Source organism: Bacteriovorax sp. BAL6_X (genome assembly GCF_000443995.1).
Lineage (GTDB): Bacteria > Bdellovibrionota > Bacteriovoracia > Bacteriovoracales > Bacteriovoracaceae > Halobacteriovorax_A.
This window is the reverse complement of the sequence record NZ_AUMC01000003.1, coordinates 583834-606874: the sequence shown is the minus strand read 5'-3', so window position 1 is coordinate 606874 and position 23041 is coordinate 583834. Positions and strand designations below refer to the sequence as shown.

22 protein-coding genes and 1 tRNA gene are annotated in these 23041 nt (G+C 36.9%); 16 read left to right on the top strand and 7 right to left on the bottom strand.

Going from position 1 to position 23041, the window contains the following annotated elements; all coding sequences use genetic code 11:
• Window positions 1–48: 48 nt before the first annotated feature.
• A complete protein-coding gene (cysS, locus tag M902_RS03005) occupies window positions 49–1509 on the bottom strand; it encodes a cysteine--tRNA ligase (protein WP_021266386.1) in 1461 nt (486 codons plus the stop codon).
• Between the two features lie 56 nt (window positions 1510–1565).
• Here cysS and M902_RS03000 point away from each other — a divergent pair, with 56 nt between their 5' ends.
• From M902_RS03000 to arsH, 5 genes are all read left to right on the top strand, one after another.
• A complete protein-coding gene (locus tag M902_RS03000) occupies window positions 1566–2891 on the top strand; it encodes a dihydroorotase (RefSeq protein ID WP_021266153.1) in 1326 nt (441 codons plus the stop codon).
• A 248-nt stretch (window positions 2892–3139) separates the two neighbouring features.
• Entirely contained in the window at window positions 3140–3556 is a 417-nt protein-coding gene (locus M902_RS02995; RefSeq protein ID WP_040314060.1) for a MerR family DNA-binding protein, read from the top strand.
• On the top strand, window positions 3553–3969 hold the full coding sequence (locus M902_RS02990) for an arsenate reductase ArsC (protein WP_021266512.1): 417 nt from the start codon (window positions 3553–3555) through the stop codon (window positions 3967–3969). The genes M902_RS02995 and M902_RS02990 overlap by 4 nt, the downstream gene beginning before the upstream one ends.
• 1 nt (window position 3970) lies before the next feature.
• Window positions 3971–4981, top strand: coding sequence for an ACR3 family arsenite efflux transporter (gene arsB / locus M902_RS02985; RefSeq protein WP_021266437.1), 1011 nt, complete (start codon window positions 3971–3973; stop codon window positions 4979–4981).
• Window positions 4981–5631, top strand: coding sequence for an arsenical resistance protein ArsH (arsH, locus tag M902_RS02980; RefSeq protein ID WP_021265729.1), 651 nt, complete (start codon window positions 4981–4983; stop codon window positions 5629–5631). The genes arsB and arsH overlap by 1 nt, the downstream gene beginning before the upstream one ends.
• Here the strand turns inward: arsH and M902_RS02975 are convergent.
• Window positions 5628–6461 carry a hypothetical protein gene (locus M902_RS02975; RefSeq protein ID WP_021265858.1) on the bottom strand — a complete coding sequence of 278 codons (834 nt, stop codon included), beginning with the start codon at window positions 6459–6461 and terminating at the stop codon, window positions 5628–5630. The two genes, arsH and M902_RS02975, sit on opposite strands and share 4 nt — an antisense overlap.
• A 14-nt stretch (window positions 6462–6475) precedes the next feature.
• Window positions 6476–6685, bottom strand: coding sequence for a hypothetical protein (locus tag M902_RS02970; protein ID WP_021266029.1), 210 nt, complete (start codon window positions 6683–6685; stop codon window positions 6476–6478).
• Between the two features lie 241 nt (window positions 6686–6926).
• On the opposite strand from M902_RS02970, the gene folE2 reads away from it, so the two are divergent.
• From folE2 to M902_RS02920, 9 genes are all read left to right on the top strand, one after another.
• Window positions 6927–7865: a GTP cyclohydrolase FolE2 gene (gene folE2 / locus M902_RS02965; RefSeq protein ID WP_021265930.1), complete on the top strand. Its 939-nt coding sequence runs from the start codon at window positions 6927–6929 to the stop codon at window positions 7863–7865.
• A gap of 119 nt (window positions 7866–7984) precedes the next feature.
• A tRNA-Val gene (locus tag M902_RS02960) sits at window positions 7985–8060 on the top strand.
• A 352-nt stretch (window positions 8061–8412) separates the two neighbouring features.
• Window positions 8413–8910, top strand: a complete 498-nt coding sequence (locus M902_RS02955) for a hypothetical protein (RefSeq protein ID WP_021265805.1) — start codon at window positions 8413–8415, stop codon at window positions 8908–8910.
• 241 nt (window positions 8911–9151) lie between these two features.
• The gene (locus tag M902_RS02950; protein ID WP_021265981.1) at window positions 9152–9652 is read left to right on the top strand and encodes a hypothetical protein; all 501 of its coding nucleotides are present in this window, start codon (window positions 9152–9154) and stop codon (window positions 9650–9652) included.
• Window positions 9653–9750: 98 nt separating this feature from the next.
• Window positions 9751–10536 (top strand): hypothetical protein, encoded by a 786-nt coding sequence (locus tag M902_RS02945; RefSeq protein ID WP_156979699.1) that lies wholly within the window; start codon window positions 9751–9753, stop codon window positions 10534–10536.
• Between the two features lies 1 nt (window position 10537).
• Window positions 10538–11098 (top strand): hypothetical protein, encoded by a 561-nt coding sequence (locus M902_RS02940; RefSeq protein WP_021266467.1) that lies wholly within the window; start codon window positions 10538–10540, stop codon window positions 11096–11098.
• Between the two features lie 242 nt (window positions 11099–11340).
• Complete coding sequence (locus tag M902_RS02935) at window positions 11341–11838, top strand: hypothetical protein (RefSeq protein WP_021265805.1); 498 nt, start codon at window positions 11341–11343, stop codon at window positions 11836–11838.
• A gap of 156 nt (window positions 11839–11994) precedes the next feature.
• Complete coding sequence (locus tag M902_RS02925) at window positions 11995–12798, top strand: hypothetical protein (RefSeq protein WP_021266139.1); 804 nt, start codon at window positions 11995–11997, stop codon at window positions 12796–12798.
• A gap of 9 nt (window positions 12799–12807) precedes the next feature.
• Window positions 12808–13389 (top strand): hypothetical protein, encoded by a 582-nt coding sequence (locus tag M902_RS02920; RefSeq protein WP_021265776.1) that lies wholly within the window; start codon window positions 12808–12810, stop codon window positions 13387–13389.
• A gap of 10 nt (window positions 13390–13399) precedes the next feature.
• Here M902_RS02920 and M902_RS02915 read toward each other — a convergent pair whose 3' ends face one another.
• Window positions 13400–16921: a hypothetical protein gene (locus tag M902_RS02915; RefSeq protein WP_021266291.1), complete on the bottom strand. Its 3522-nt coding sequence runs from the start codon at window positions 16919–16921 to the stop codon at window positions 13400–13402.
• 133 nt (window positions 16922–17054) lie between these two features.
• On the opposite strand from M902_RS02915, the gene M902_RS02910 reads away from it, so the two are divergent.
• Window positions 17055–17849, top strand: coding sequence for a sulfite exporter TauE/SafE family protein (locus tag M902_RS02910; protein WP_021266345.1), 795 nt, complete (start codon window positions 17055–17057; stop codon window positions 17847–17849).
• On the opposite strand, the gene M902_RS02905 is transcribed toward M902_RS02910, so the two are convergent.
• Window positions 17846–18307: an Lrp/AsnC ligand binding domain-containing protein gene (locus tag M902_RS02905; RefSeq protein WP_021266003.1), complete on the bottom strand. Its 462-nt coding sequence runs from the start codon at window positions 18305–18307 to the stop codon at window positions 17846–17848. The two genes, M902_RS02910 and M902_RS02905, sit on opposite strands and share 4 nt — an antisense overlap.
• Window positions 18308–18435: 128 nt before the next feature.
• On the opposite strand from M902_RS02905, the gene asnB reads away from it, so the two are divergent.
• Window positions 18436–20016 carry an asparagine synthase B gene (asnB, locus tag M902_RS02900; RefSeq protein WP_021265810.1) on the top strand — a complete coding sequence of 527 codons (1581 nt, stop codon included), beginning with the start codon at window positions 18436–18438 and terminating at the stop codon, window positions 20014–20016.
• 23 nt (window positions 20017–20039) lie between these two features.
• Here the strand turns inward: asnB and M902_RS02895 are convergent, their stop codons facing one another.
• Together M902_RS02895 and lon are read right to left on the bottom strand one after the other, a co-directional pair.
• Window positions 20040–20264: a hypothetical protein gene (locus tag M902_RS02895; protein WP_021265707.1), complete on the bottom strand. Its 225-nt coding sequence runs from the start codon at window positions 20262–20264 to the stop codon at window positions 20040–20042.
• A 128-nt stretch (window positions 20265–20392) separates the two neighbouring features.
• Entirely contained in the window at window positions 20393–22801 is a 2409-nt protein-coding gene (gene lon, locus M902_RS02890) for an endopeptidase La (protein ID WP_021265812.1), read from the bottom strand.
• Window positions 22802–23041 lie beyond the last annotated feature (240 nt).

Here is a 23041-nt window from a genome sequence, read left to right as displayed (position 1 = left end):
GAGGATATTAAGGTCTTTTAAGAAACAATTACAATTGGTGTTCGGCCATTAGACACGTACTGACCAAGTAACCTCATCACCACTTTCTTGGAAATCAATCCCGAGAGCGTTTAATTCATCGCGGGCAGCATCAGCAGCGTCCCAGTCTTTTGCAGCACGAGCATCCGCACGCTTTGCAAGAAGCTCTTCCACTTTATCAAGTGCAATTCCCTTTCTTCTGATTTGAACTTCTTTAATCTCATTTAAGAATTGCTCTGGATCCATAGCAAATAGAGCACTCATCTTTCCATACTTAGCAATCCATTTGCCAAATGCGATAGCTGTAGGTGCCGAGTTCACATCCTTTGCTTTCTTTTCAAGATTAAGAGCATTAAATGTCTTAACTGCTTCATAGATAGCCGACATCATCTCACTTGTATTAAAATCATCATTACATGCTTTTAGAATTTTAGCATCCAGACGCTTTAGATCTTCTGCAAGTTTCTTATTAACTTTTGCACTTTCATTAGTTGTAAAAGTCGCAACATGCTTTGCCACTTGAAGAGCGCGATAAACTCTAATCGCTCCACTAAAGGCCTGATCAATTTTTTCATCTGTTACATCAAGCATCGAACGATAGTGAGTTGAAAGCATAATGTATTTTAAAACTTCTGGGTGATACTCATCCATGAATGCGCGAGCTGTGATGATATTCCCAAGGGACTTACTCATCTTCTCACCACTCATATTGATGAAGTTATTATGCATCCAATAATTTACGTACTTACATGAATTACATCCTACACCTTGAGCAATTTCGTTTTCATGATGTGGGAAGATTAAATCAATACCACCACCGTGAATATCAATTGATTTTCCAAGAATTGATTTAATCATGGCCGAACATTCAATATGCCAACCTGGGCGACCTTTCCCCCATGGTGAATCCCATGACGGCTCACCTGGTTTAGCAGGCTTCCAAAGAACGAAGTCCTTTGGGTCTTTCTTTCGCTCGTCGACTTCGACTCGCTCTCCCGAATTTAATTCGTCTAGATTTACGCCCGATAACTCTCCATATGAATCAAGCTTTGTTGTCTCGTAGAAAACTTCTCCGTCAACAACATAGGCCATACCATTATCAATAATGCCTTGAACGTACTCAATGATTTGAGGGATATAATCTGTTACTTTTGGATTATGTGTATGAGGACGAAGCCCTAGACGTCCAAAGTCTTCTTGAAAGTATTTTATATAGCGCTCTGAAATTTCAAGTGAATCAACACCTTCCTCATTGGCCTTATTAATGATCTTGTCATCAACATCAGTATAGTTATAAACGAAGTTAACATCGTATCCGATATGCTCCATCCAGTTTCTTGCGAAGTTGAAAAAGATCGGCCCTCTAAAGTTTCCAATATGGAGTGGCCCATAAACTGTTGGCCCACAAAGATAAAGCTTAACTTTGCCTTCTTCTAACGGCGTAAAAGTTTCTTTCTTCTTTGTTAAAGTATTGTAAACTACTAGTGACACTATCAACTCCTCTATTTTTTTATGCAGATAGAATAACCGAAAAAGGGAAAACTGTCATGAAATTCGACCTCATCATCAAAAACGGCACTCTACACTCTTCACAAAAAAGCTGGCAAGAAGATATCGGGATTAAAGACGGTAAGATAGTAAAATTAGCTAAATTTAATGAAGATGAGCTCTCAAATGCGACTAGAGTAATTGACGCACAAGGACTCGATATCCTACCTGGGCTTATCGACTCACAAGTTCATTTTAGAGAGCCAGGTCTCACTCATAAAGAAGATATAGCCCATGGCTCAAAAGCTGCTGTTCTTGGTGGAATTTGCACCTTCTTTGAGATGCCAAATACCAAGCCTGCAACAACAAGTGTTGAGGCAACTCAAGTTAAAGTTGATATCGCCAAAGAAACATCTTACGCCAACTTTGGCTTCTTCATTGGAGCAAGTGGAAAGAATTTAGATGAACTTATAAAGTCTCAAGATATGGTTGGCTGTTCTGGAGTAAAAATCTTTCTAGGAAGCTCTACAGGGGATCTTCTTCTCTATGATACAGATAAATTAGTTGAGATCTTTAAAACTCTTGATTGTCATATTTCAGTTCACAGTGAAAGTGAAGAAAGACTTCACGCCAATGTTGCCATTCGTGACAATGCCAATGGTGACGTTCACGCTCACTATAAATGGCGTGATGCCCAGACGGCCCTTGAATCAACAAAGATGATTATCGAAGTTGCAAAAAAAGCAGGACGAAAGGTTCACATCCTTCACCTTACAACAAAAGATGAAATTGAATTTTTAAAAGACCAAAAAGAACATTGTACAATAGAGGTCACACCTCAACACCTGACTCTCTTTGCTCCAGATATCTATGACAAGCTTGGAACTCTTGCTCAGATGAATCCACCAATCCGTACCAAGGATCATACAGATGGACTTTGGGAAGGACTAAAAAATGGTGTCATCGATGTCTTTGGTAGTGATCACGCTCCTCACACTTTAGAAGAAAAGGATCAACCGTACCCAGCATCTCCTTCAGGTATGCCAGGAGTCCAAACGATGCTGCCAGTGATGCTAACTCACGTTGAAGCAGGCCGCTTAAATCTTTCTGATATCGTAACTTACCTTGCAGAAAATCCAGCGAGTCTTTTCAAACTCAATAAAGGTTTTATTAAAGAAGGTTTGGACGGAGACCTCACAATCCTTGATATGAATAAAAAATTCACAATTAAAAATGAAGATCAGGCATCGAAAGTTGGATGGACTCCATTTAATGGAATGGAAGTTCAAGGAACGCCGACTTATACAATTGTTAGCGGACAAGTTGCAATGGAGCATGGAAAGGCTTTTAAGGTTCAGGCCCAACCAATTGTACGTGGAAAGTAAATATTGTATTTGGTACGTCGATACTTTTAGCACTTTCAGATACTTAGAAAGCCGAGATAATCAAAATGAGTATTTTTTCGTGCGATATCTGCATTTTTAGCATCAAAACGTCATTTTCAAGCTGTATGGATCCCACTTTTGAATAGATTTGGTGAATTTTATTAAAATTTGACTTCTAAGTCATTGAAAGTGCCAAAAGTATCGACGTACTTGACTCCGTACTATAGTACAGACTGTATATTATGAAAATGAAAACACAACTGACCATAGGAAAACTGGCCGATGCCTCCGGTGTTAATCTTGAAACCATTCGCTTTTATGAGCGAAAAGGCATTCTTATTCAACCTAAAAAGCAAGGTGCTTTCAGGTACTACCCTGATGAGTACATCACTAGAATTAAATTTATTAAAAGGTCACAAGAGCTTGGCTTCACATTAAGTGAAACAAAGGAGCTCTTAGACCTTAGGATAAAGAATCACGCAAAGTGCAGTGACGTTCTCTCCAAAACAGAAGCTAAAATTAATGAAATAAATGAAAAGATAAAAGACCTAAAGAAGATGAAGAAGTCCCTTCAAGGACTTGCCACTTGCTGTGTTGATGAAAGTCAGCCGCTTAGTGACTGCCCAATTCTTGACTGCTTTCTATCAACAAAGAAAAGAAAATGAAAAAGAATATCCTATTTCTTTGCACTGGAAATTCTTGTCGATCTCAAATGGCCGAAGGCTGGGGCAAGGCCCTAAAAGGCGACAAGTATAACTTCTATTCGGCAGGAACAAAAAAACACGGACTCAATCCCTATGCCATCAAAGTGATGAAAGAAGTTGGTGTTGATATTTCAACTCACACATCAAATACAACTGACGAACTAGACGTAAAAATGGATATCGTTATCACAGTTTGTAGTGACGCCAATGAGAATTGTCCCTACTTTCCAGGTGGCAAGATCATTCATATCGGTTTTGATGATCCTCCTCGCCTAACAAAGGACCTTAGTGACGAAGAAGAAATACTTAAAGTCTATCGTCGTGTGAGAGATGAAATAAAAGAGACAATTTTAACTTTAGAAGAGAGAATATAAGATGGGATTTTTTGAACGCTATTTAAGTATTTGGGTAACAATCTGTATTGTAGCTGGAATCGTTCTAGGCAAGTTTCTTGGAACATCAATAACTGTTTTAAGTGACATGAATATTGCCACAGTAAATATACCTGTTGCTATTCTTGTGTGGCTTATGATTTTTCCTATGATGGTCCAAATTGATTTCAACTCCATCGCAGATGTTGGAAAGAACCCAAAAGGCCTAAGTCTAACAGTGATTATCAACTGGCTTATAAAACCTTTTACCATGGCCTTCTTTGCATGGTTATTCTTCTCAAAAATTTATGCAGCTTATTTAAGTCCAGAGCTTGCACAAGAATATATCGCAGGTGCCATTCTTCTAGGAGCCGCACCTTGTACGGCAATGGTCTTTGTTTGGTCATATTTAACAAAGGGCGATCCAGAATACACTCTCGTTCAAGTTGCCATAAATGACTTAATTCTCCTTGTGGCCTTCATACCAATTGTTCAATTCCTATTAGGTGTCACAAGTATTTCAATTCCATACGACACTCTCATTAGCTCAGTTGTAATCTTCGTAGTGATTCCACTACTTGCTGGCTATATCGCAAATAAAGTCCTAATCAAAAGATTTGGTATGAAATGGTTTAGCGAAGTCTTTATGGCAAGACTTAAGCCTATTTCCATTGTTGCACTTTTAACAACACTTATTCTTCTTTTTGCCTTTCAGGGAGAAAAAATTCTAGCGAACCCAATGCATATTCTTCTCATTGCCATTCCTCTAACAATTCAGACTTACTTTATCTTCTTTGTGAGCTGGGGAATTGGTCGTAAGATGTGCTTACCACATAATATTTTATCCCCTGGTTCAATGATTGGGGCCAGTAATTTCTTTGAACTTGCCGTGGCCGTTGCCATTGCACTATTTGGACTTAATTCAGGAGCGGCCCTAACAACTGTAGTGGGGGTACTAATTGAGGTCCCCGTCATGTTAAGCCTCGTTAAGATTGCAAATAAGTGGAGATACTAATGAAGTATTTAGAAAGCGAAAAATTTAATTTAAAAGCACCAGAGACGAAACCATCTGAGCATAAACCACGTATCCTTATTCTCTATGGTTCACTAAGAGAGCGCTCATACTCAAGGCTACTTGCTGAAGAAGCCGGAAAAATCCTTGAGCATATGGGAGCTGAAGTGAGGTTCTTTAACCCTGATGGCCTTCCAGTTTATGACTATGACCGCTCAGTTGAGCATCCAAAAGTAAAAGAGTTAAGAGAGCTTAGCCTTTGGTCTGAAGGACAAGTTTGGTCATCTCCTGAGCTACATGGAAATATGTCGGGGCTAATGAAGACACAAATTGATTGGATTCCTCTATCAATTGGCGCTGTTCGCCCGACACAAGGAAGGACTCTGGCCGTCATGCAAGTTAGCGGTGGCTCACAAAGTTTTAATGCTGTTAATAATATGAGAATTCTTGGCCGATGGATGCGTATGATTACCATTCCAAACCAATCCTCTGTAGCTAAGGCCTATCAAGAATTTGAAGAAGATGGTGCCATGAAAGAATCAAGTTTTCGTGACCGTGTCGTCGATGTCATGGAAGAGCTTATGCGCTTTACCTACCTGACAAGAGATCAAGCTGATTTTCTAGTTGATCGCTATAGTGAACGTAAGAATTAATTTTCGCTAAGTTTGGCAATTCCAACAAGCTTTCCATCGTCGTAATAATTTGCCATCTTCATTCCATACTTTGTCACAAAGTGAATGAAATTATTGTCGACAATTTTGATAATAAAAGAGCCGTCTTCACCATTTAAAATATTACGATTACCACCAGTTCCACGAGAGTGAGAATAATTCTTTCCACTCTCATCATATAAGAGAATTTCAGACTGCCCGTCAGTCCCCTTACCATCATCAGAGGCGAAATAGTCGACATTTAAAACAAGGCGATGTCTTTGACCTTTGTACTTTCCATCAAAAAAATTAATCTGACCTGAATAAGATCCATTAATTTTTTGTAGCTCTTTCGCATCATTAATGACTTTCGACTTTGCTATAAAAACAGTTGGTTCAGATATAGCAGGAATAGGAGAAAATCTGACCTTTTTATACGCGCTCTCATTCTTAGAAATACTCATGCCAGACGCCTGACGAGGCATCCCCCAGCGACTTTCTTCATTGCGCTCATCTTTTTGTGGAGTCAGTTTTTCTTTTAACGAGTTTCGAGCAATAAAGTCCGTTGGGTCTTTCATGATCTCTTTAACTTCATCTTCTTGAACCTTTACTTTCTCAAGTCCAAGGGCCGCTAAGAATAATGTAAAGGCCTTTGCTAAAGCTTCGTCCCCGGTTTTATCAATGACGGGAACTTCCTTAATCACTTCAACTTTCTTTTCTTTAATAACTTCGACTTCTTTGATTTGAATTTTAGGTTTTGGTATTTGAGATTTTCCAATAAGAAAACCAGCTCCTAGGCTGGCGATGACAGCAATAATTAATGTTGGCTTCACTATTCTTCCTTAAACTAATTTAGGATATGAAGTGTTTCCTCTGTACCATAAGTACAATTCTCACAAGTCACCTCTTCATGGATGTAGAGGTTGTCATGATCGGCCAAATGAGTCACAGTGAACTTGGCCCCACATTTAGGGCAACACTCAATCTGTTTTTTGACGTCCTCAATTTCACCAAAATATCTGATGAAATTCTCGACTCTTAGGGATCTTTCCTTCATATCAAGCTCCTCGTCACATTCTATTTTACCTTATTTAGAAAAAATAAGCTTATTAAATGAGGTAATTTCCCAAAATTCAGTAACTTACGTTCATAAAGAACCTATACAAACACTGTATAGTCTTATAATTACTACGGAGGTCGTTTGCCAAAAGTGCTTGAACACGTTAAAACGTGCTATTATTAATAAAACCAAAGGTTGGACCACACCTACCTCTGCATAAGGAACAAAAGGACACACTATGAAAAACATCGAAGCGCTAAGAAATAGCCGCGAAGATATCCTAAATTGCCAAATCAAAGATGAAACAGGTTTAAATGACTTTCAAAAGACAGCTAATGAAGTTCATATCGCCATTCCAAAAGTTGGTATTGAAAGATTTCGAATCCCTTTAAATTTTGAACACAGAGACGGAACTGTTAGATCAACAGACGCACAAGCATCTATGTTCGTATTCTTAGAAGCACACAAGACAGGTGCAAATATGTCTCGCTTCTGTAATATCCTTCAGGCCGAAGGATTAGAAAAGAATGTAAACAATCAATTCTTTGCAACAGTACTTAGAAGATATCGTACAGATCTTCGTGACTACGATACTGAACCTTTAATTCCTCAAGCTCACCTAACGCTGGACTTTAACTACCCTGTTAAGCAACAGTCATTAAAGTCAGGAAACTGGGGATGGCAATACTATAAAGTATCAATGGAAGGTGTTGAAGGACGTGATGGGATTCCTCTAATCAACCTAACAATGGAATACGAATATTCATCAACTTGTCCATGTTCTCTTTCAATGTCGAAGCAGTACGAAGAACAGTATAGAAATGGAGAGACAACTGAAGGAAGTGGTATTGCTTCTGCTCACTCTCAAAGATCTGTTGCGACAATCACTGCAACTTATAAGGCGGAGTCTAACTTCCATCTTGAAGATCTAGTTGATCTTATGAGAATTGCTCTTCCAACAGAAACTCAATCTCTAGTTAAGAGACTTGATGAGCAGGCATTCGCTATCCTTAATGGTGATAACCCAATGTTCGTTGAGCACTCAACGAGACGAATCTCTGAGGTTTTAAACTCTGCTGAAGAGATTCTAGACTGGCAAGCTAAGGTTGAGCACTTAGAAAGTCTTCACAGTCACAATGCTGTTGGATACATCAGAAAAGAAAATCCAAAAATTTAAACAAGTATAAAGGCCTCTTATTTAGAGGCCTTTTTTGTTTTAAAAAAATTAAACTTTTTTTAAAAATAGTATTGACAAGTGAGAGTGAAATCCTTATTCTAACTCCACTTCAAATCGGAGGGCGATTAGCTCAGCTGGGAGAGCGCTACCCTTACAAGGTAGATGTCGGCAGTTCGATCCTGTCATCGCCCACCACTTTTTTTGTGGTATAAATTCAAAAGAAAAAATCGGAACTCTAAAGAGTTCTTTTTTTTTGTCTAAAATCTACCTACTTTTAAAATCAGCATCATTAAAATTAGTTCTTCAATATACTCTGTATTAATAATACTTTTTAAATTTAGATTCTCAATACAATCCATTTGTCCTATTTCTAACCAATTTGTCCTGAAGAACTTGTTACAATTGGACAATGTCGGACGAATTAGTGTTCAAACAGAGAAAAAATTTACGGCCTATTTCAACTAGATTAATTTCTCCTTATCAAAACAACTAAAAAATATAGAAATTGATAAATCAATTTTTGATAACAAACAAATCGGAGGAATTTATGAAAAAAATTATCGCACTTGCTGCTGCACTACTAAGCGTTTCATCTTTTGCACTATCTGCAAATGACTCATGGGATACAATTAGAGCTGAAGTTAAAGCTAACCCAAGCCTAGAGATTTCTTCAGGGTACTCAGTATTTGTTGGCCGTATCGTTACTGCATTTGACGTTTGTGTTGAAGGTGATAACTTTGTTACTCTAAGCCAGTACCCAATCTATGAAAGAAAGTGGATCGGTGGAAGCCGTAATGGTGGTGACAGATACGAAGATATCGTTGTTGGTTACGAAACACTAACTTTCCCAATCTCAAGAGAAGTAACAAGAAAGATCTGTTTTGGTAAAGAAGACAGAAACTGTAAAACTGTAACTAAAATGGAAACTCAACCAGTTGTTAGAGATATCACTGTTTCAGAAGTTACTCGTCGTGGTGGACGTGATCACGATGACAAAGTAGAAGTACTTTTCGCTAAGTCTTTCGAAATCCCAGCTTGTAACTAATATCAAGTACATATAAAAGTTGAGGCCGAGTTTATGCTCGGCCTTTTCTTTTTCTACTGTCATCTTCCTACTCATGACAGTTAAAATTCCCCGCTCTACTGCCGTTGTCCGAGAAAATTTAAATATTCTTTGTGTTTTTTAGACATCTTCTTTCGTCAAAAATATAACCTCTACATCAAAACAACTTAATTAATTAAAGGCTTCAAATATTAAATGAATGTCTAATAAACCGGAGGAATTTATGAAAAAAATTATCGCACTTGCTGCTGCACTACTAAGCGTTTCATCTTTTGCACTATCTGCAAATGATTCATGGGATACAATCAGAGCTGAAGTTTCTGCTGATTATGATCTATCGATTTCAGGAACAACTGTATTTGTTGGTCGTCCAGTAAGTTCATTTGACGTATGTCTAGACGGTGACCAATTTGTTACTACTAGAGAATTCCCAATCTACGAAATCGTTAAAGTTGGAAAAACTCACCCAGAAGCTGACGAAGATGGATACGCATCAGTAATCGTTGGTTACGAAATCCTTTCTTACCCAACTACTTATACTTCATACAAGCAAGTATGTAATAACCGTGACAAGAACTGTAAAAGAGTTGCTTACACAGTTAACCAAAACCTTACTAAGAACGTATCTGTAAAAGAAGTAGTTAGAAGAAATGTTGGATCAAACGATCGTACGATCAAGAAAACATTATTCACTAAAGAATACGTAATCCCAGCTTGTAACTAATAAATTCAATAGCTTAAGTATTTTCCCTAAGGTACTTAAGCTATACTTTTTATAGCATGAGTAGATAACAGATTCGACTCATGCTATTCAAGCTTTCTATGGATAAAATGAACACCCCACAATTATCTCATGCGCCCCTAGCACTTATTGAGCAAGTTAGCTTAGATCTAGCAAAAAAACTAGATGAGTATAAGAGCGTAAAAATTGGTGTTCGTCTTTTTTCTGAAAAAACAGGAGTTAGTGAAAGAACACTTTATCGAATCCTGGCAAAAGAGAATAAGCCTACATATCAAACACTTTATAAAATCTATCGAGTCATTTTTAATACAAGCAACGAGTCCCTACTCTTAGAACTTGTCCCAGAAGTCATTCGAAATGAAATAAAGAAATGCAATCCAAATAAAGTCTCAGAAAAAATACAATATCATCAAGATATCGAAACTCAGATGAGTTACGATCGTACTTTTGCTGAGATATATATACTAGCGGCATGCGCGCCTATAACTAACGAGTTAATACAATATCGTTACGGAATGAGTGGAATGCTAACAGTAGAAAAAATGATTGAAATGAAGGCCCTCAGAGTCACGAAAAGTGGTCACTATAGCCTAGGTGAAAACCAAGCAAATTTTAGTGCTAAAACCTTAAAGCGTTTAGGACTATCATTAATTGAAAAGTACAGCAAAGTACAAAATGCGGAGTCATTCGGAGAAAATATCATCGCCTTTTTCGCTGATGGGTTAAGTGAAGAAGCTTATGATCGATGGCTGCAAGTAGATGCAAAGGCATTTGAGGAAAAAATTGCAATTGCAAATGAAGACAAATCAAAAGGAGCAAAGAGAGCTTTTACTTTTATGGTAACAGACACTTTGAATGAGAAGTAATATGAAGAATAATATAATAAAATTAATAGCTATCATTTCGACAATGTCGATATATGCTGGCGTTGGTGGCGTCTCAGGAGGCCCTAAACCTACTAAGGATGATTTCTCAAAGCTTGGGCCGCAAACTTCTTGGCAAAGAATTCTCGATGTAACAAAGAGAAATTTTGACGTTAAGCTTGAGGGTACAACTGTCTTTGTATCAAGACCTGTAAGTATTTTTGAAACTTGTTTAAATGGTGACGAAATTCAAACGACAAGAAAGTTTCCTATCTATAAAACAAGATATGTTGGGAAAAGTCATTACGGTGCTGACAAAGATGGTTTTAAAACTGAAATTGTTGGAAGCAAGTATTTAACATATCCAATAAACTACACAACACGCCAAAAGGTTTGTAATAATAACGGAAAGCGATGTCGTGAAGTTAAGAAAGAGGTATCAACAGAAACAATTAAAAACGTTAAAGTGAAGAAAGTTATTGTTTATAGACCAAATAGTGATAGACCTAGAGAAGTCGAGCAAGACCACTTTAAGAAGGAATACATCATTCCATACTGCCAATAAAATTCAAACAAAATAAATCAAAGGGCCGCACAAGCGGCCCTTTTTTTGTATTAAACTATACTGATTTGTCCATTTGTCATGACAAAAATAAAGAATAAGGACAATGTCTGATAAAAATGCCCATTTCCGTTAAAGAGATTGTCACCTTATATCAATCAAATTAATTTCATTTCATCAAAGCAACTTTAAAAATATAGAAATTAATAAATCAATTTTTGATAACAAACAAATCGGAGGAATTTATGAAAAAAATTATCGCACTTGCTGCTGCACTACTAAGCGTTTCATCTTTTGCACTATCTGCAAATGACTCATGGGATACAATTAGAGCTGAAGTTAAAGCTAACCCAAGCCTAGAGATTTCTTCAGGGTACTCAGTATTTGTTGGCCGTATCGTTACTGCATTTGACGTTTGTGTTGAAGGTGATAACTTTGTTACTCTAAGCCAGTACCCAATCTATGAAAGAAAGTGGATCGGTGGAAGCCGTAATGGTGGTGACAGATACGAAGATATCGTTGTTGGTTACGAAACACTAACTTTCCCAATCTCAAGAGAAGTAACAAGAAAGATCTGTTTTGGTAAAGAAGACAGAAACTGTAAAACTGTAACTAAAATGGAAACTCAACCAGTTGTTAGAGATATCACTGTTTCAGAAGTTACTCGTCGTGGTGGACGTGATCACGATGACAAAGTAGAAGTACTTTTCGCTAAGTCTTTCGAAATCCCAGCTTGTAACTAGTTATAAGCTTGGGCCTAGGTGAGCGCCTTTCCCTAAGAGGCGCTCACTATAAATAAAACTATTGGCCGAGGCACTGCTTCGGCCTTTGTAATTTTTACTGCTTAAATGAATAAAATTATGAAAAGTGGTAAGATCGCCAAAAATACTTGAGGCAAAATGAGAGAAGAAAACTCCAATATAATCAATGAGTTGCAAGAGAAGGCCATTCCTTCACTAGGGCTCAAAGAGCAAGTTGCTCTAGATTTAGAATCACACCTAAAGCAATTTAGAAGTGAATCTATTGGACTTCGTAAACTTTCAGAAAAGTCTGGTATTCACCAAAGAACGCTAAAGCGTCTATTAGCTCAAGAAAATAGGCCAGGTTATCAAACTCTTGTAAGACTATATACTTGCTTAATTGATAGCCCAAACGGTGGCCTACTTTTAAAGAATCTTCCTGAAAAAGTTGCAAATGAAATTCAAAAGAAATCTCCTATTTCAACAGTAGGAAATCTTGAATATAGCGAAGAAGCTAATAAGGAAATGTTCTACGATAAGGTTTTTGCAGAGATTTACTGTCTCGCTTCAATGTCCCCTATTACGAATGAGTATATTCAATATCGTTATGGAATGAGCGGAGCAGAAACTGCAGATCGTATGCTAGACCTTGGCGTCCTTAAGCTAACTAAGACAAATATGTACACAACTGGTGACAAGCAAATAGAGTTTTCACCGAAGCTTGTAAAAAGGCTTGGACTCAACTTAGTTGAGAAATATGTAAAGACTCAAGATGTTGATCTCGCCGAAAAAAACCTAATTGCATTCTATGCTGAAGGACTAAGTCCAGAAGGTTACCGAGCATGGCTAAAAATCGATCAGGAAGCATTTTACAAAAAGATTGAAGTAACTAAAAAAGAAGGCATGTTAGGTGATATAAAAACATTCACATTCATGGCCACTGACACAATGAGAAAGGAATAAGGTTTTATAATGAAGTCAATAATTGCAATATTATTTCTAGGAATTGCATTAAACACAGTCGCAGGAACAGGTGGAATTAGTGCATTAAATAGAAATAATGGTGGCGTTGATGCCGGTACTGGTGGAATTGTCGGCGGTGTCGACGATCTTACAGAGTTAAAACAGTACGACTGGAAGACTATTAGAAAGTATGTAAAGAAAAACTACGATTTAAAACTAGATGGAGATGTTGCTTACCTAGGTAGACATATTTCTATCTTTGACGTTTGTATTAATAATGATCAAATCCAATCGATTTCAGAGTATCCAGTCTATAAGAGAGTATGGCTTGGTGGTAGCAAGGATGGTAATCGTTATAAAGACATCGTCGTTGGTTCTAAAATTCTTACATATCCAATAGAGGTAGAAAAAGAAGAAAAAGTTTGTTTTGGGAGAAAAGATAGAAACTGTCGAATGGTTAAAACAGTTTATCGACAAAACCAAACATCAGAAATCACTCTAAAAAAAGAAGTTATCCGCAACAGAAGACGTGGAGACAGAGAGTACAAACAAGTTTTCACAAAGAAATACGATATCCCTTATTGTCGATAGTATTATAAGCCTAGGCCCTTGCGCCTAGGCTTTTTTCTTTTGTTAAAATCTCAACTTTTATCTGTTCATTAGAAATTTTAAAACGAAGCCCTTTTTTAAACTTCCCTTTTACATTATCTCTTAATAACTCTTTTGTTAGCTCAGTATCACAACGCAATTCACCTCGAGCAGTAATTGCAATCGCTTCCTCAGATGTTAAATTAACCTTCACTTCATTAATCTTAGAGAAAACAAATGGAAGAGATTCGAGATAGTTTGAAATATTTAAAAGAATATTCTCTTCGCGAATAAGAATTAAAGCATCATCCTCAGCATAGAGATTTGCATCAAATTCAACACGAGAAAGTGCAACTTCCAGTTTATTTAAAAGAGCCCCTGCTTCTACTTGTCTTTCAACAAATGCCAATTCATCAACTGCTGGTTGAATATTTTCCTTTAAAGTATCTAATTGCTTCTGTTCGTTTATTTGCTTAGTCTTTAGATCTCTAGCTTGGTTTCTTAATATATCAATAGACTTAACAATTGATTTAGACTTCTCTAATTCTTCATTGTAGCTTATTTCAAGATGACTACATTCATTCTTTAAACTAGATATTTCAAGAGATAGACCAGAAAGGATATGACGGTTTTCTCTATTTTCATCTTTTATACTAGAAATCTCTTCTTCTAACTCATCTTTTCTTAGAAGTACCTCACCTTTTAATTTTTTTGAATTAGTAATTCCAGTTGTTAGAAGTTCTTTTTCTGAAAGAACATCACTTAGTTCACCTTCAACTGAACTTAATAAGTTCTTTGCTTCAGTAAGCATACCTTGGCGAGTTAGATGCTCATTCGAAACCAGTTCTTTTTCGTCAAGCTCAATTTGCAGGAGCTCTAGCTTTTCTTTATGAAATTCTTCAACAGTCTTTAGCTCACTTACACTTTTCTCATTTTCACTATTTAACTTAACGATATCGGCCTTAGCAAATCGTATATCCTTTTCTAGCTTCTTTGCTTCTTCATTTAATTGAATCTTACGAAGAATATTTGCTTCTAAATTTGTTTCAATATCATTCATTTCTTTTTCAAGATCAGAAAGTGATACCCTAAGAGAGTAACAATCATTTTCAACTTTAGTAAGTTCTTCGTTGCTGACGATTTGTTGATTATTTAAATCCTTATGTTGCTCTAATAGGCTTAAACGAGAGCTTTCTAGTCTTTCTAGAACTTCTCCTTGATTAACAATAGAATCTTCTAATTGTAGAATAGTTCTTTCATCGCTTTCTATCATTGCCTCAATTGAAGAGATTTCAGATTGTAGTTTTTTAGATTTTTCTTGTCGCTGTGATACCTCAAGACTTAGAGAAGTTAGCTCATCATCGAGTTCCCTTTTCCTAGAAAGTGTTTCTGTATAAAGTCTCGACTCAGATTCTATCCCCTTATTTAATTCATCTAGCTCAGTCTTCATATTTTCAACCGAAGAGGTCTTCTTATTGGCCAGTCTTTCAAATTTCTTGCGTAATGAAGTAAGACTTTTAAGTTCATCTGACTTACGTAGAACTTTATCCTTAAGATTAAGAGTTTTTGAGTCCATTTCTTTAATCTTTAATAGCGCCTCATCATATGAAACTTGATTTGCATTAATTTCAAAATCAAGGGCCTTAATTTGTCCCTCAAATGTTGATATCTTAGCGTCTAAAGATTCAATCATACGAACTGTCTTATTCAGTTTGTCACATAAGCTCTCTGAAATGTTGTTAAGACGTTGATTCTCCTTAGCAAGTTCCTCGATTTCTAAACCTTTGACTTCAATACGATTGTCACCAATTTGAATGCGCCCCTTTAGACTTCCAATCTTTAAAAGTAACTCATTATTAGTTTCACTCAGTGCATTTTCATCATCAGCTAATTGTTTAATTAAGTTATTTTGAGACTCACAATCAGAATTTAGTAGCTCAAACGCAGTTTGCGACTTTTCAATTTTAGTATTTAGTAATTCGATACTTTTTCTTAAATTTTCGGCTTGATCTTGAAGTACTAGTTTTTGGTATTCAACATTCTTATGTTCGAGTCCGAGGTCAATCAGTGTTTGTCTTGCTTCAACATCACGGCCTTTTAAATCTTGTAGTTCAAGTCGAATTTCGCTAATTCGATGACTTCCCTCTTCAATTTGTTTTTGCAAAGAAGTTATCTTCACTTCACGATTTTCATTATTTAAAATAGCCTTATGCTTCTTTGTTAAAAGTTCTTCAACACTAGAATCTAGTCGTTCAACTTCACTTTGATAGTTTTGAACAATTTTTTCAAGAGAAAGTGATTGTGCTAAGACAGTGTCATATTCCTTCTTCGTTTTCTTATATTCTCTATCGAGACGATCAATTTCAATAAGAGAAACACTCTCTGTCTCTTTTAGCTCACTGATTTGTTTTTCTAAATTTTCCGAATTAATATTGTTTTCTTCGATCTTGTCTTTGAAATTTTGAGACTCAATTTTTAACAGCTGAATATCCTGTAATAGCTCCTGTTTCTTCTTTTCTCTAGAAGAAATTTCAGATTCAAGTCCTGATACTATTTCAAGCTCACTCATTTCTTGTGTACGTAGTGATTCAGACTCTCTCTCTAGCTTCTTAATCGATGTTTCAACAGAGATAATATCTTGATTTAATTTGGCCTGTTTTGAAGCAACAACCTTTAAATCTAAAAGTTGTAACTCGAGATGCTTTTCTAAATTCAACTTCTCACTTCTAACGTCTTGAACTTGCAACGTTAGTTTCTCAAGTTTTATATTCTCATTATGCTTTTTTTCGACAACCTCTTGTGTTTTTTCAATAAGTTCAGAAATCTCAGCATCTAACTTAAGTCTTTCATTTTCAAGTTCTACGATATTTGAATCACATTTTTTAAGCGTGTTATTATCTTCTTCAATTACTAATCTTAATTTAGAAATTCTCTTCTTAGCTTCATTTATTTCTACTTGTAAGTGAGAACGTGTATCCATATTAAAGGCCTTATCTCCATTTAAAACAGATGCCTTATTTTTAAGAGAGAGTTCCTCACCTTTTAAATTTCCTAGCTCAACTCTGATGCGACCTAATTCATCTAAGTTTGAACGATGTGAATTGTTGATCTCTTCAACTTGTTTCTTCAGCTGGACAATGGAGCTTATAATCAATTGCTTTTCTTCTAACAACTCCTTTAGCTGTCCTTCTTGTTCACTATTTAGCTGTTGGATCTTTTCAATTCTCTTTTCAAGAATCTCCTTATCTGCATACTCATCAGTAAGAGTACTTTGCAATCTCGATAATTCAATTTCGGTTTTTTGAAGCTTGATCTTTTGTAACTCAACTTCTTTTCTTAGTGATTTATTTATCTCTTCATATTCTCCAATTAGCTGTCTTTCTTCACTAATTTGAAGTTCTAAGTTGGCCTGACTCATTTCAATTTCGACGATAGATTTTGTTTCAGGCTGATTCTTTTTTGTTTTATTTTTAAATAGATTCATAAGGTCCTCACTACCCTCTATTTTCTCATTAAAAGCCTTTAAAATAAGCATATGGCAACTTTTGCGTTGACGCAGACCTAAGAGAGAATATTCCTCGAGTAATCAATGATTTCAGGTCGATTTCCGACAATAATGAACAAGTATACTTCTTGTCTAAGCTCATTTATGGGTGCATATTGTTAGCATGATTTTCTTACTATACTTACTCGTTGGTGCATTTGTTGGAACACTCTCTGGCCTTTTTGGCATTGGAGGAGGTGTTGTCATTGTTCCAACCCTATTATTCTTATTTCAAAAACAAGGTTTCTCACCAGATATTAGAATGTATATGGCCCTAGGGACTTCCCTTGCTACAATTGTTATTACCGCAAGCGCTTCAACTCTCAGACATTATAATATGGGAAATCTTCTCTTTGATATTACAAAGAAATTCTTAGTGCCAATGATTGTCGGAATAAGTTTTGGTGCCTATCTCGTTAATATAGTAAAGGCCCAAACCCTAGAGTTTATCTTTATTTGCTATCTCTATCTCGTTTCATTAAAGATGATTTTTTACAAATCCAAGGTTGAAGAACCAAAAGAAACTTCAAATTTCTTATTTAATTTCACAGGCTTTATCATAGGCCTTAAGTCATCAGTTCTTGGGATTGGCGGAGGAACAATTAGCGTTCCTTTTCTTACATGGCGTGGTTATCAGATGAAAAATGCTGTGGCCATTTCAGCTTCTCTAGGAATTCCAATTGCACTTTTCAGTAGTTCATTCTATGTTTATAATGGCCTAGACAAGGCCACGCCAGAGTATTCCCTTGGATATATCTACTTACCGGCATTCTTAGGAATTTCTATCGCAAGCTTCTTTTTTACTAAGTTTGGAGCAAGGATATCAAGTGTTGCCAATCAAGCTATTCTTAAAAAACTTTTTGCTCTTCTATTAATTGGGATAGCTGTAAAGAAGACTCTTACATACTTAGGGCACTAAACATTTAAACTCTTGTTTATAACTTGTTTTAAGCTAATAAAAGATTCAGTTGATTGAATCTCTTTAATCATTTGAATTTTTCCAATAAGAAATTCGTGAAAATGATTAATGTCTTTAACAATGATTTTTACAATAAGAGCGTAGTCACCAGTAGTATAATAAGCTTCAACGATCTCATCCATCTTCTCAAGCTTATCGATAACCTTGTGGATATCGCGTGCATTAACTAAGTGAAGACCCAAGAGAACCACAACATTATGACCTAGCTTAGAATAGTCGACTTTGATTGTGCTTCCAATTATAACACCGGCCTCTCTTAGTTTTTCAACTCGCTGATGGATTGTTCCGCCAGAAACCCCTATTTTTCGGGCCATTTCAAGAAATGGCATACGGGCATCCTTTTCCATAAGCTTAATGATCTTCTTATCAATACTATCAATTTCGTAGTTATCGGCCACAACCCACCCCTTAAATTATTAATCTGTCACTATTTTAGGTCATTTATTAAATAACTCATAGTTATTAGTGTTCAATATTGAGAAATTATTAAAAAAATCCGAACATAACTAATAATATGGAGGTTCTCATGTGTGGTTTTAGTGTTTTTACCGGAAAAGTTGAAGAAAAAGAGTTTGAAGAGAAGTTTGATCTTATCTCTCACCGCGGGCCAGATCAAAGGGCCATCCATCAATTAGCGCAAGGAACGATGGGCTTTCACCGCCTGGCCATCATGGATCTAAGTGAAGCCGGCTCTCAACCTTTTATCTCAAAGTCTCAAACACACCTAGTCTGCAACGGCGAAATCTACAACCACCGTATTTTAAAAACTGACTATATTGATCGTTATGAGTTTAAATCAGATTCAGACTGTGAAGTCATTATTCCAATCTTTGAAGAGTACGGTATTAAAAAACTTCTTATGTCTCTTGATGGGGAGTTCGCTTTTGTTATTGAACGCGAAGGTAAATACTATGCAGGACGAGACCCAATTGGTATTCGTCCCCTCTTTTATGGATATGGGCCTGAAGATGGAAAAATTGCTTTTGCCAGTGAAGTAAAGGCGCTACAAGGTCTATGTAAAGATATCAAACCATTTCCACCAGGACACTATTATGCCGATGGTGAATTTACACCATACTTTGATGTTCGAGAGATTAAACCTCGTGAAAAAGAAGATTTAGAGGCCGTTTATCAGGGGATTCACGATCACTTAGTTGAAGGAGTGAGAAAGCGGCTTGATGCTGATGCTCCGGTAGGCTTCCTCCTTTCAGGTGGTCTTGATTCATCGCTAGTATGTGCCATTGCAGCAAAACTTAGTGATCGCCCAATTAAAACATTTGCCGTTGGAATTGATACAAATCCAATTGATTTAAAATATGCACGAATTGTTGCTGACTACCTCGGTAGTGAGCACCATGAAGTCATCTTCACAAAAGAGGAAGCATTTGAACACTTAAGGGAGCTTGTTCATAAGCTTGAAACATGGGATATCACTACAATTCGAGCTTCAATGGGTATGTCACTTGTATGTAAGTACATACGTGAAAAAACTGATGTTAAGGTTGTTCTAACAGGAGAAGTTAGTGATGAACTATTTGGCTATAAGTACACTGACTTTGCACCTAGTCCTCTTGAGTTCCAAAAGGAAGCTCAAAAACGTGTTCACGAATTATATCTCTATGATGTACTAAGAGCAGATCGCTCGATAAGTTCTCACTCGCTTGAAGCGCGTGTCCCTTTTAGTGACAAGGCCTTTATCGAGTACGTTATGGGAATTGCACCAGAGCTTAAAATGAATTGGTCAGGAGAAGGGAAATTTCTTCTTAGAAAAGCTTTTGATCATAGTGGTTATCTTCCTAATGAAATTCTATGGCGTGAAAAAGCGGCCTTCTCAGACGCTGTTGGGCACGATATGGTTGATTGGCTTAAGGCACTTGCAGGAGAGAAATATAGCGAAGAGGAGCTATCTAAAGCGAGTGAAAAATATCCGTATGCGACTCCATTTACGAAAGAATCTCTTATGTATCGTGATCTCTTTGAAGAGCACTTTCCAGGGCTTTCAGGCCTTATTACAGACTTTTGGATGCCTAATAAAGAGTGGGAAAACTGTCAGGTTGATGATCCATCAGCGCGAGTTTTACCTAATTACGGTGCTTCAGGAGAATAAAAAACACTTCGAAAGAGGTGTTTTTATTTTTCGAGCTTATCTAAATTAACACAAATAAGCCTCTTACCTTTCTTTGCCTCACGGCACTCACCGCTTATAGACTTCCCCTTTACTTGATAGTCACAATCAGAATTTACGGCCTTGTCGATGCAGGCCTTTAGTCTTGAACGATACCCAAAGTTCTTAGGTAAGCTGAATGCATTACTTGTCATTAGTAATAAAGGGATAATTAGAAACTTCTTGGACATATCAACTCCTATTTCTATCTATTATACGTCATAAATTGATATTTTTATAACCTCTTGAAATAAAAAAGGCCCCGCATATGCAGGGCCTGATTTAACAAGTATTAATTTTATAATAGGAGGCAAGCAGCTTAGTTAGCCACTTCCATCCCTTTCCCAGAGTCAATAACCTTCAGCCCTACATGCTGCATGAACTTCTCTGGCTCTGTTAAGTTTAGAGCTAGTTTCAGTACATCTTCAACATGTGAAACAGGATGAATTGATAATCCTTGCTTGATTTCCGGTGGGATCTCAAGAAGATCTTTTCTATTCTTTTCAGGAATAACAACTGTTTTTACTCCTGCTTGCTTAGCTGCAAGCATTTTCTCTTTTAGGCCACCAATTGGAAGAACACGACCTCTAATTGTCACCTCACCTGTCATGGCAACATCTTGCCTTACAGGGATTCCAGAGATTGCTGAAGTAATCGCTGTAACCATTGTGATCCCTGCAGAAGGGCCATCTTTTGGCGTTGCCCCTTCAGGTGCATGAATATGAATATCATGCTTTTCAAACCACTCTTGATCAATACCAAGACGGCCAGCGATTGAGCGAACATAGCTCATTGCTGCTTTAGCAGATTCAGTCATTACCTCACCTAACTTACCAGTGATTTGGATACCACCCTTACCAGGAACTGCGATAACTTCAATATGTAGAAGACAACCACCAACTGAAGTATACGCTAGACCATTAACTAATCCTACTTCTGGTTGTTCTTCAATTACATTGTCATCAAACTTAACTGGACCAAGATATTTCTGAACTTGCTTTGAAGAGATTGAGAACTTCTTACCTTTCTCAACATTCTTCGTCACAACATCAGTTGCAATCTTTCTTGCGATAGTATTGAACTGTCTTTCAAGTCCACGAACACCAGCTTCTTTCGTATAACCACGAACAACTTCCATGATTGTATTTTCAGAGATTGAGTATTCGTAATCGTTTAGTCCATTGTCTTTCCATGCACGTGGTGCAAGGTACTTCTTAGCAATCTGAGTTTTTTCAATTGGAGTGTAACCAGCAAGGTTAATGATCTCCATTCTATCTCTTAGTGGACCAGGAATTTGTCCTAGATCGTTTGCTGTCATAACAAACATTACTTTTGATAGATCGTACTCAACTTCAATATAGTGATCACCGAAGTTCTTATTTTGAGCTGGGTCTAGTACCTCTAACATTGCTGCAGCGGGGTCCCCTCTCATATCAGATGTCATCTTATCGATTTCATCTAAAAGGATAACTGGATTTGATGTCCCTGCTTTCTTAAGTGCAGTGATGATCTTCCCTGGCATTGCACCTACGTATGTACGACGGTGACCACGAATTTCAGATTCATCTCTAACACCACCAAGAGAAACTCTTTCAAACTTTCTTCCTAGTGATTCAGCAAGTGACTGACAAATTGATGTTTTACCAACACCTGGAGGACCTGCTAGACAAAGGATCGTTCCCTTTCCTTCTGAACCAACAAGACTTCTTACTGCAAGATGCTCAAGAATTCTTTCTTTAACATCTTTCATTCCAAAGTGATGATCATCAAGAACTGTTCTTGCATGAGTTACATCATTGTTATCTTCTGTATACTCTCCCCATGGAAGAGAAAGCATCCAATCAATATAGTTTCTCACAACCGCAGACTCAGCTGACATTGGAGACATTGACTTAAGTTTCTTAATCTCTTTTTGTACTTTAGTAACAGCTTCTTCAGGCATTACTTTCTTAGCTAGACGCTCTTCCATTTCTTGAACTTCAGATTTCTCATCTTTTTGTCCAAGCTCTTTTTGAATAGCGTTCATTTGCTCATTTAAGTAGTACTCTTTTTGAGATTTTTCCATTTGAGATTTAACGCGAGTTCTTATTCTTCTCTCAACGTTAATAATCTCGATCTCTCCTTGCATTTTTTCAAGAAGAAGTTGAAGACGTGCTTCAATATCCACCGCTTCTAAGATCTCCTGCTTCTCAGGAATCTTCATTGAAAGGTGTGCAACAATAATATCAGCTAATCTTGATGGATCAGTGATTGATGAAATGCTCATAAGTAATTCTGGTGGAATTCTCTTATTAAGCTTCACGTATTGTTCGAATACATTTTTAATCGATCTTACCGTAGCTTCAATCTTTACTTGTTCAGGAACAGCTGGAACACACTTAGTTACTTCTGCCCAGTAACCTTCTGTTCTTGCTTCAAATTCCTCGATTGTTGCTCTGTACTTCCCTTCGATAAGTACTTTTACTGTATTATCTGGAAGACGTAGCATTTGAATAATATTTACAACAGTTCCTACGTTGTAAACATCTTCACGATCTGGGTTTAGGATACTCGCATCCTTTTGTGTAACTAGAAAAAGCTCGTTACCATTTTTTGATGCTTCCTCAAGGGCGTTGATTGACTTCTCTCTTCCTACAAATAGTGGAACAACCATGTGTGGAAAAATAATCATGTCTCTTAGCGGAAGTAACGGTAGGCTCTTCGACTCAGTTGACTTCTTGTCTGACATAGCACCTCCTGCACTATTAATACTTGTCAAAAAAATTCTGGGAAAAGGTAAAGATGGGAAGACTTCATGTCTAATCTCTAACCCTTTTATAAATTGTATCAAGAACCTATAAATATTTTGAAACTTTTTTTGGTCGGAATCTTATGCCCCTCAATAAATTCACAGTGCATAGGCCTATATTTACAAGCACTTAAGGTATCCGATAAGTATAGGCCGGTTAGCTAAAAAAAACTGACATTT

Bases quoted from the DNA above. Each gene is read 5' to 3' on its own strand.
- M902_RS03000 (WP_021266153.1), top strand. From the start codon at position 1,566: ATGAAATTCGACCTCATCATCAAAAACGGCACTCTACACTCTTCACAA.
- M902_RS02995 (WP_040314060.1), top strand. From the start codon at position 3,140: ATGAAAACACAACTGACCATAGGAAAACTGGCCGATGCCTCCGGTGTT.
- M902_RS02990 (WP_021266512.1), top strand. From the start codon at position 3,553: ATGAAAAAGAATATCCTATTTCTTTGCACTGGAAATTCTTGTCGATCT.
- arsB (WP_021266437.1), top strand. From the start codon at position 3,971: ATGGGATTTTTTGAACGCTATTTAAGTATTTGGGTAACAATCTGTATT.
- arsH (WP_021265729.1), top strand. From the start codon at position 4,981: ATGAAGTATTTAGAAAGCGAAAAATTTAATTTAAAAGCACCAGAGACG.
- M902_RS02970 (WP_021266029.1), bottom strand. From the start codon at position 6,685: ATGAAGGAAAGATCCCTAAGAGTCGAGAATTTCATCAGATATTTTGGT.
- folE2 (WP_021265930.1), top strand. From the start codon at position 6,927: ATGAAAAACATCGAAGCGCTAAGAAATAGCCGCGAAGATATCCTAAAT.
- M902_RS02955 (WP_021265805.1), top strand. From the start codon at position 8,413: ATGAAAAAAATTATCGCACTTGCTGCTGCACTACTAAGCGTTTCATCT.
- M902_RS02950 (WP_021265981.1), top strand. From the start codon at position 9,152: ATGAAAAAAATTATCGCACTTGCTGCTGCACTACTAAGCGTTTCATCT.
- M902_RS02945 (WP_156979699.1), top strand. From the start codon at position 9,751: ATGGATAAAATGAACACCCCACAATTATCTCATGCGCCCCTAGCACTT.
- M902_RS02940 (WP_021266467.1), top strand. From the start codon at position 10,538: ATGAAGAATAATATAATAAAATTAATAGCTATCATTTCGACAATGTCG.
- M902_RS02935 (WP_021265805.1), top strand. From the start codon at position 11,341: ATGAAAAAAATTATCGCACTTGCTGCTGCACTACTAAGCGTTTCATCT.
- M902_RS02925 (WP_021266139.1), top strand. From the start codon at position 11,995: ATGAGAGAAGAAAACTCCAATATAATCAATGAGTTGCAAGAGAAGGCC.
- M902_RS02920 (WP_021265776.1), top strand. From the start codon at position 12,808: ATGAAGTCAATAATTGCAATATTATTTCTAGGAATTGCATTAAACACA.
- M902_RS02915 (WP_021266291.1), bottom strand. From the start codon at position 16,921: ATGCTTATTTTAAAGGCTTTTAATGAGAAAATAGAGGGTAGTGAGGAC.
- M902_RS02910 (WP_021266345.1), top strand. From the start codon at position 17,055: ATGATTTTCTTACTATACTTACTCGTTGGTGCATTTGTTGGAACACTC.
- asnB (WP_021265810.1), top strand. From the start codon at position 18,436: ATGTGTGGTTTTAGTGTTTTTACCGGAAAAGTTGAAGAAAAAGAGTTT.
- M902_RS02895 (WP_021265707.1), bottom strand. From the start codon at position 20,264: ATGTCCAAGAAGTTTCTAATTATCCCTTTATTACTAATGACAAGTAAT.
- lon (WP_021265812.1), bottom strand. From the start codon at position 22,801: ATGTCAGACAAGAAGTCAACTGAGTCGAAGAGCCTACCGTTACTTCCG.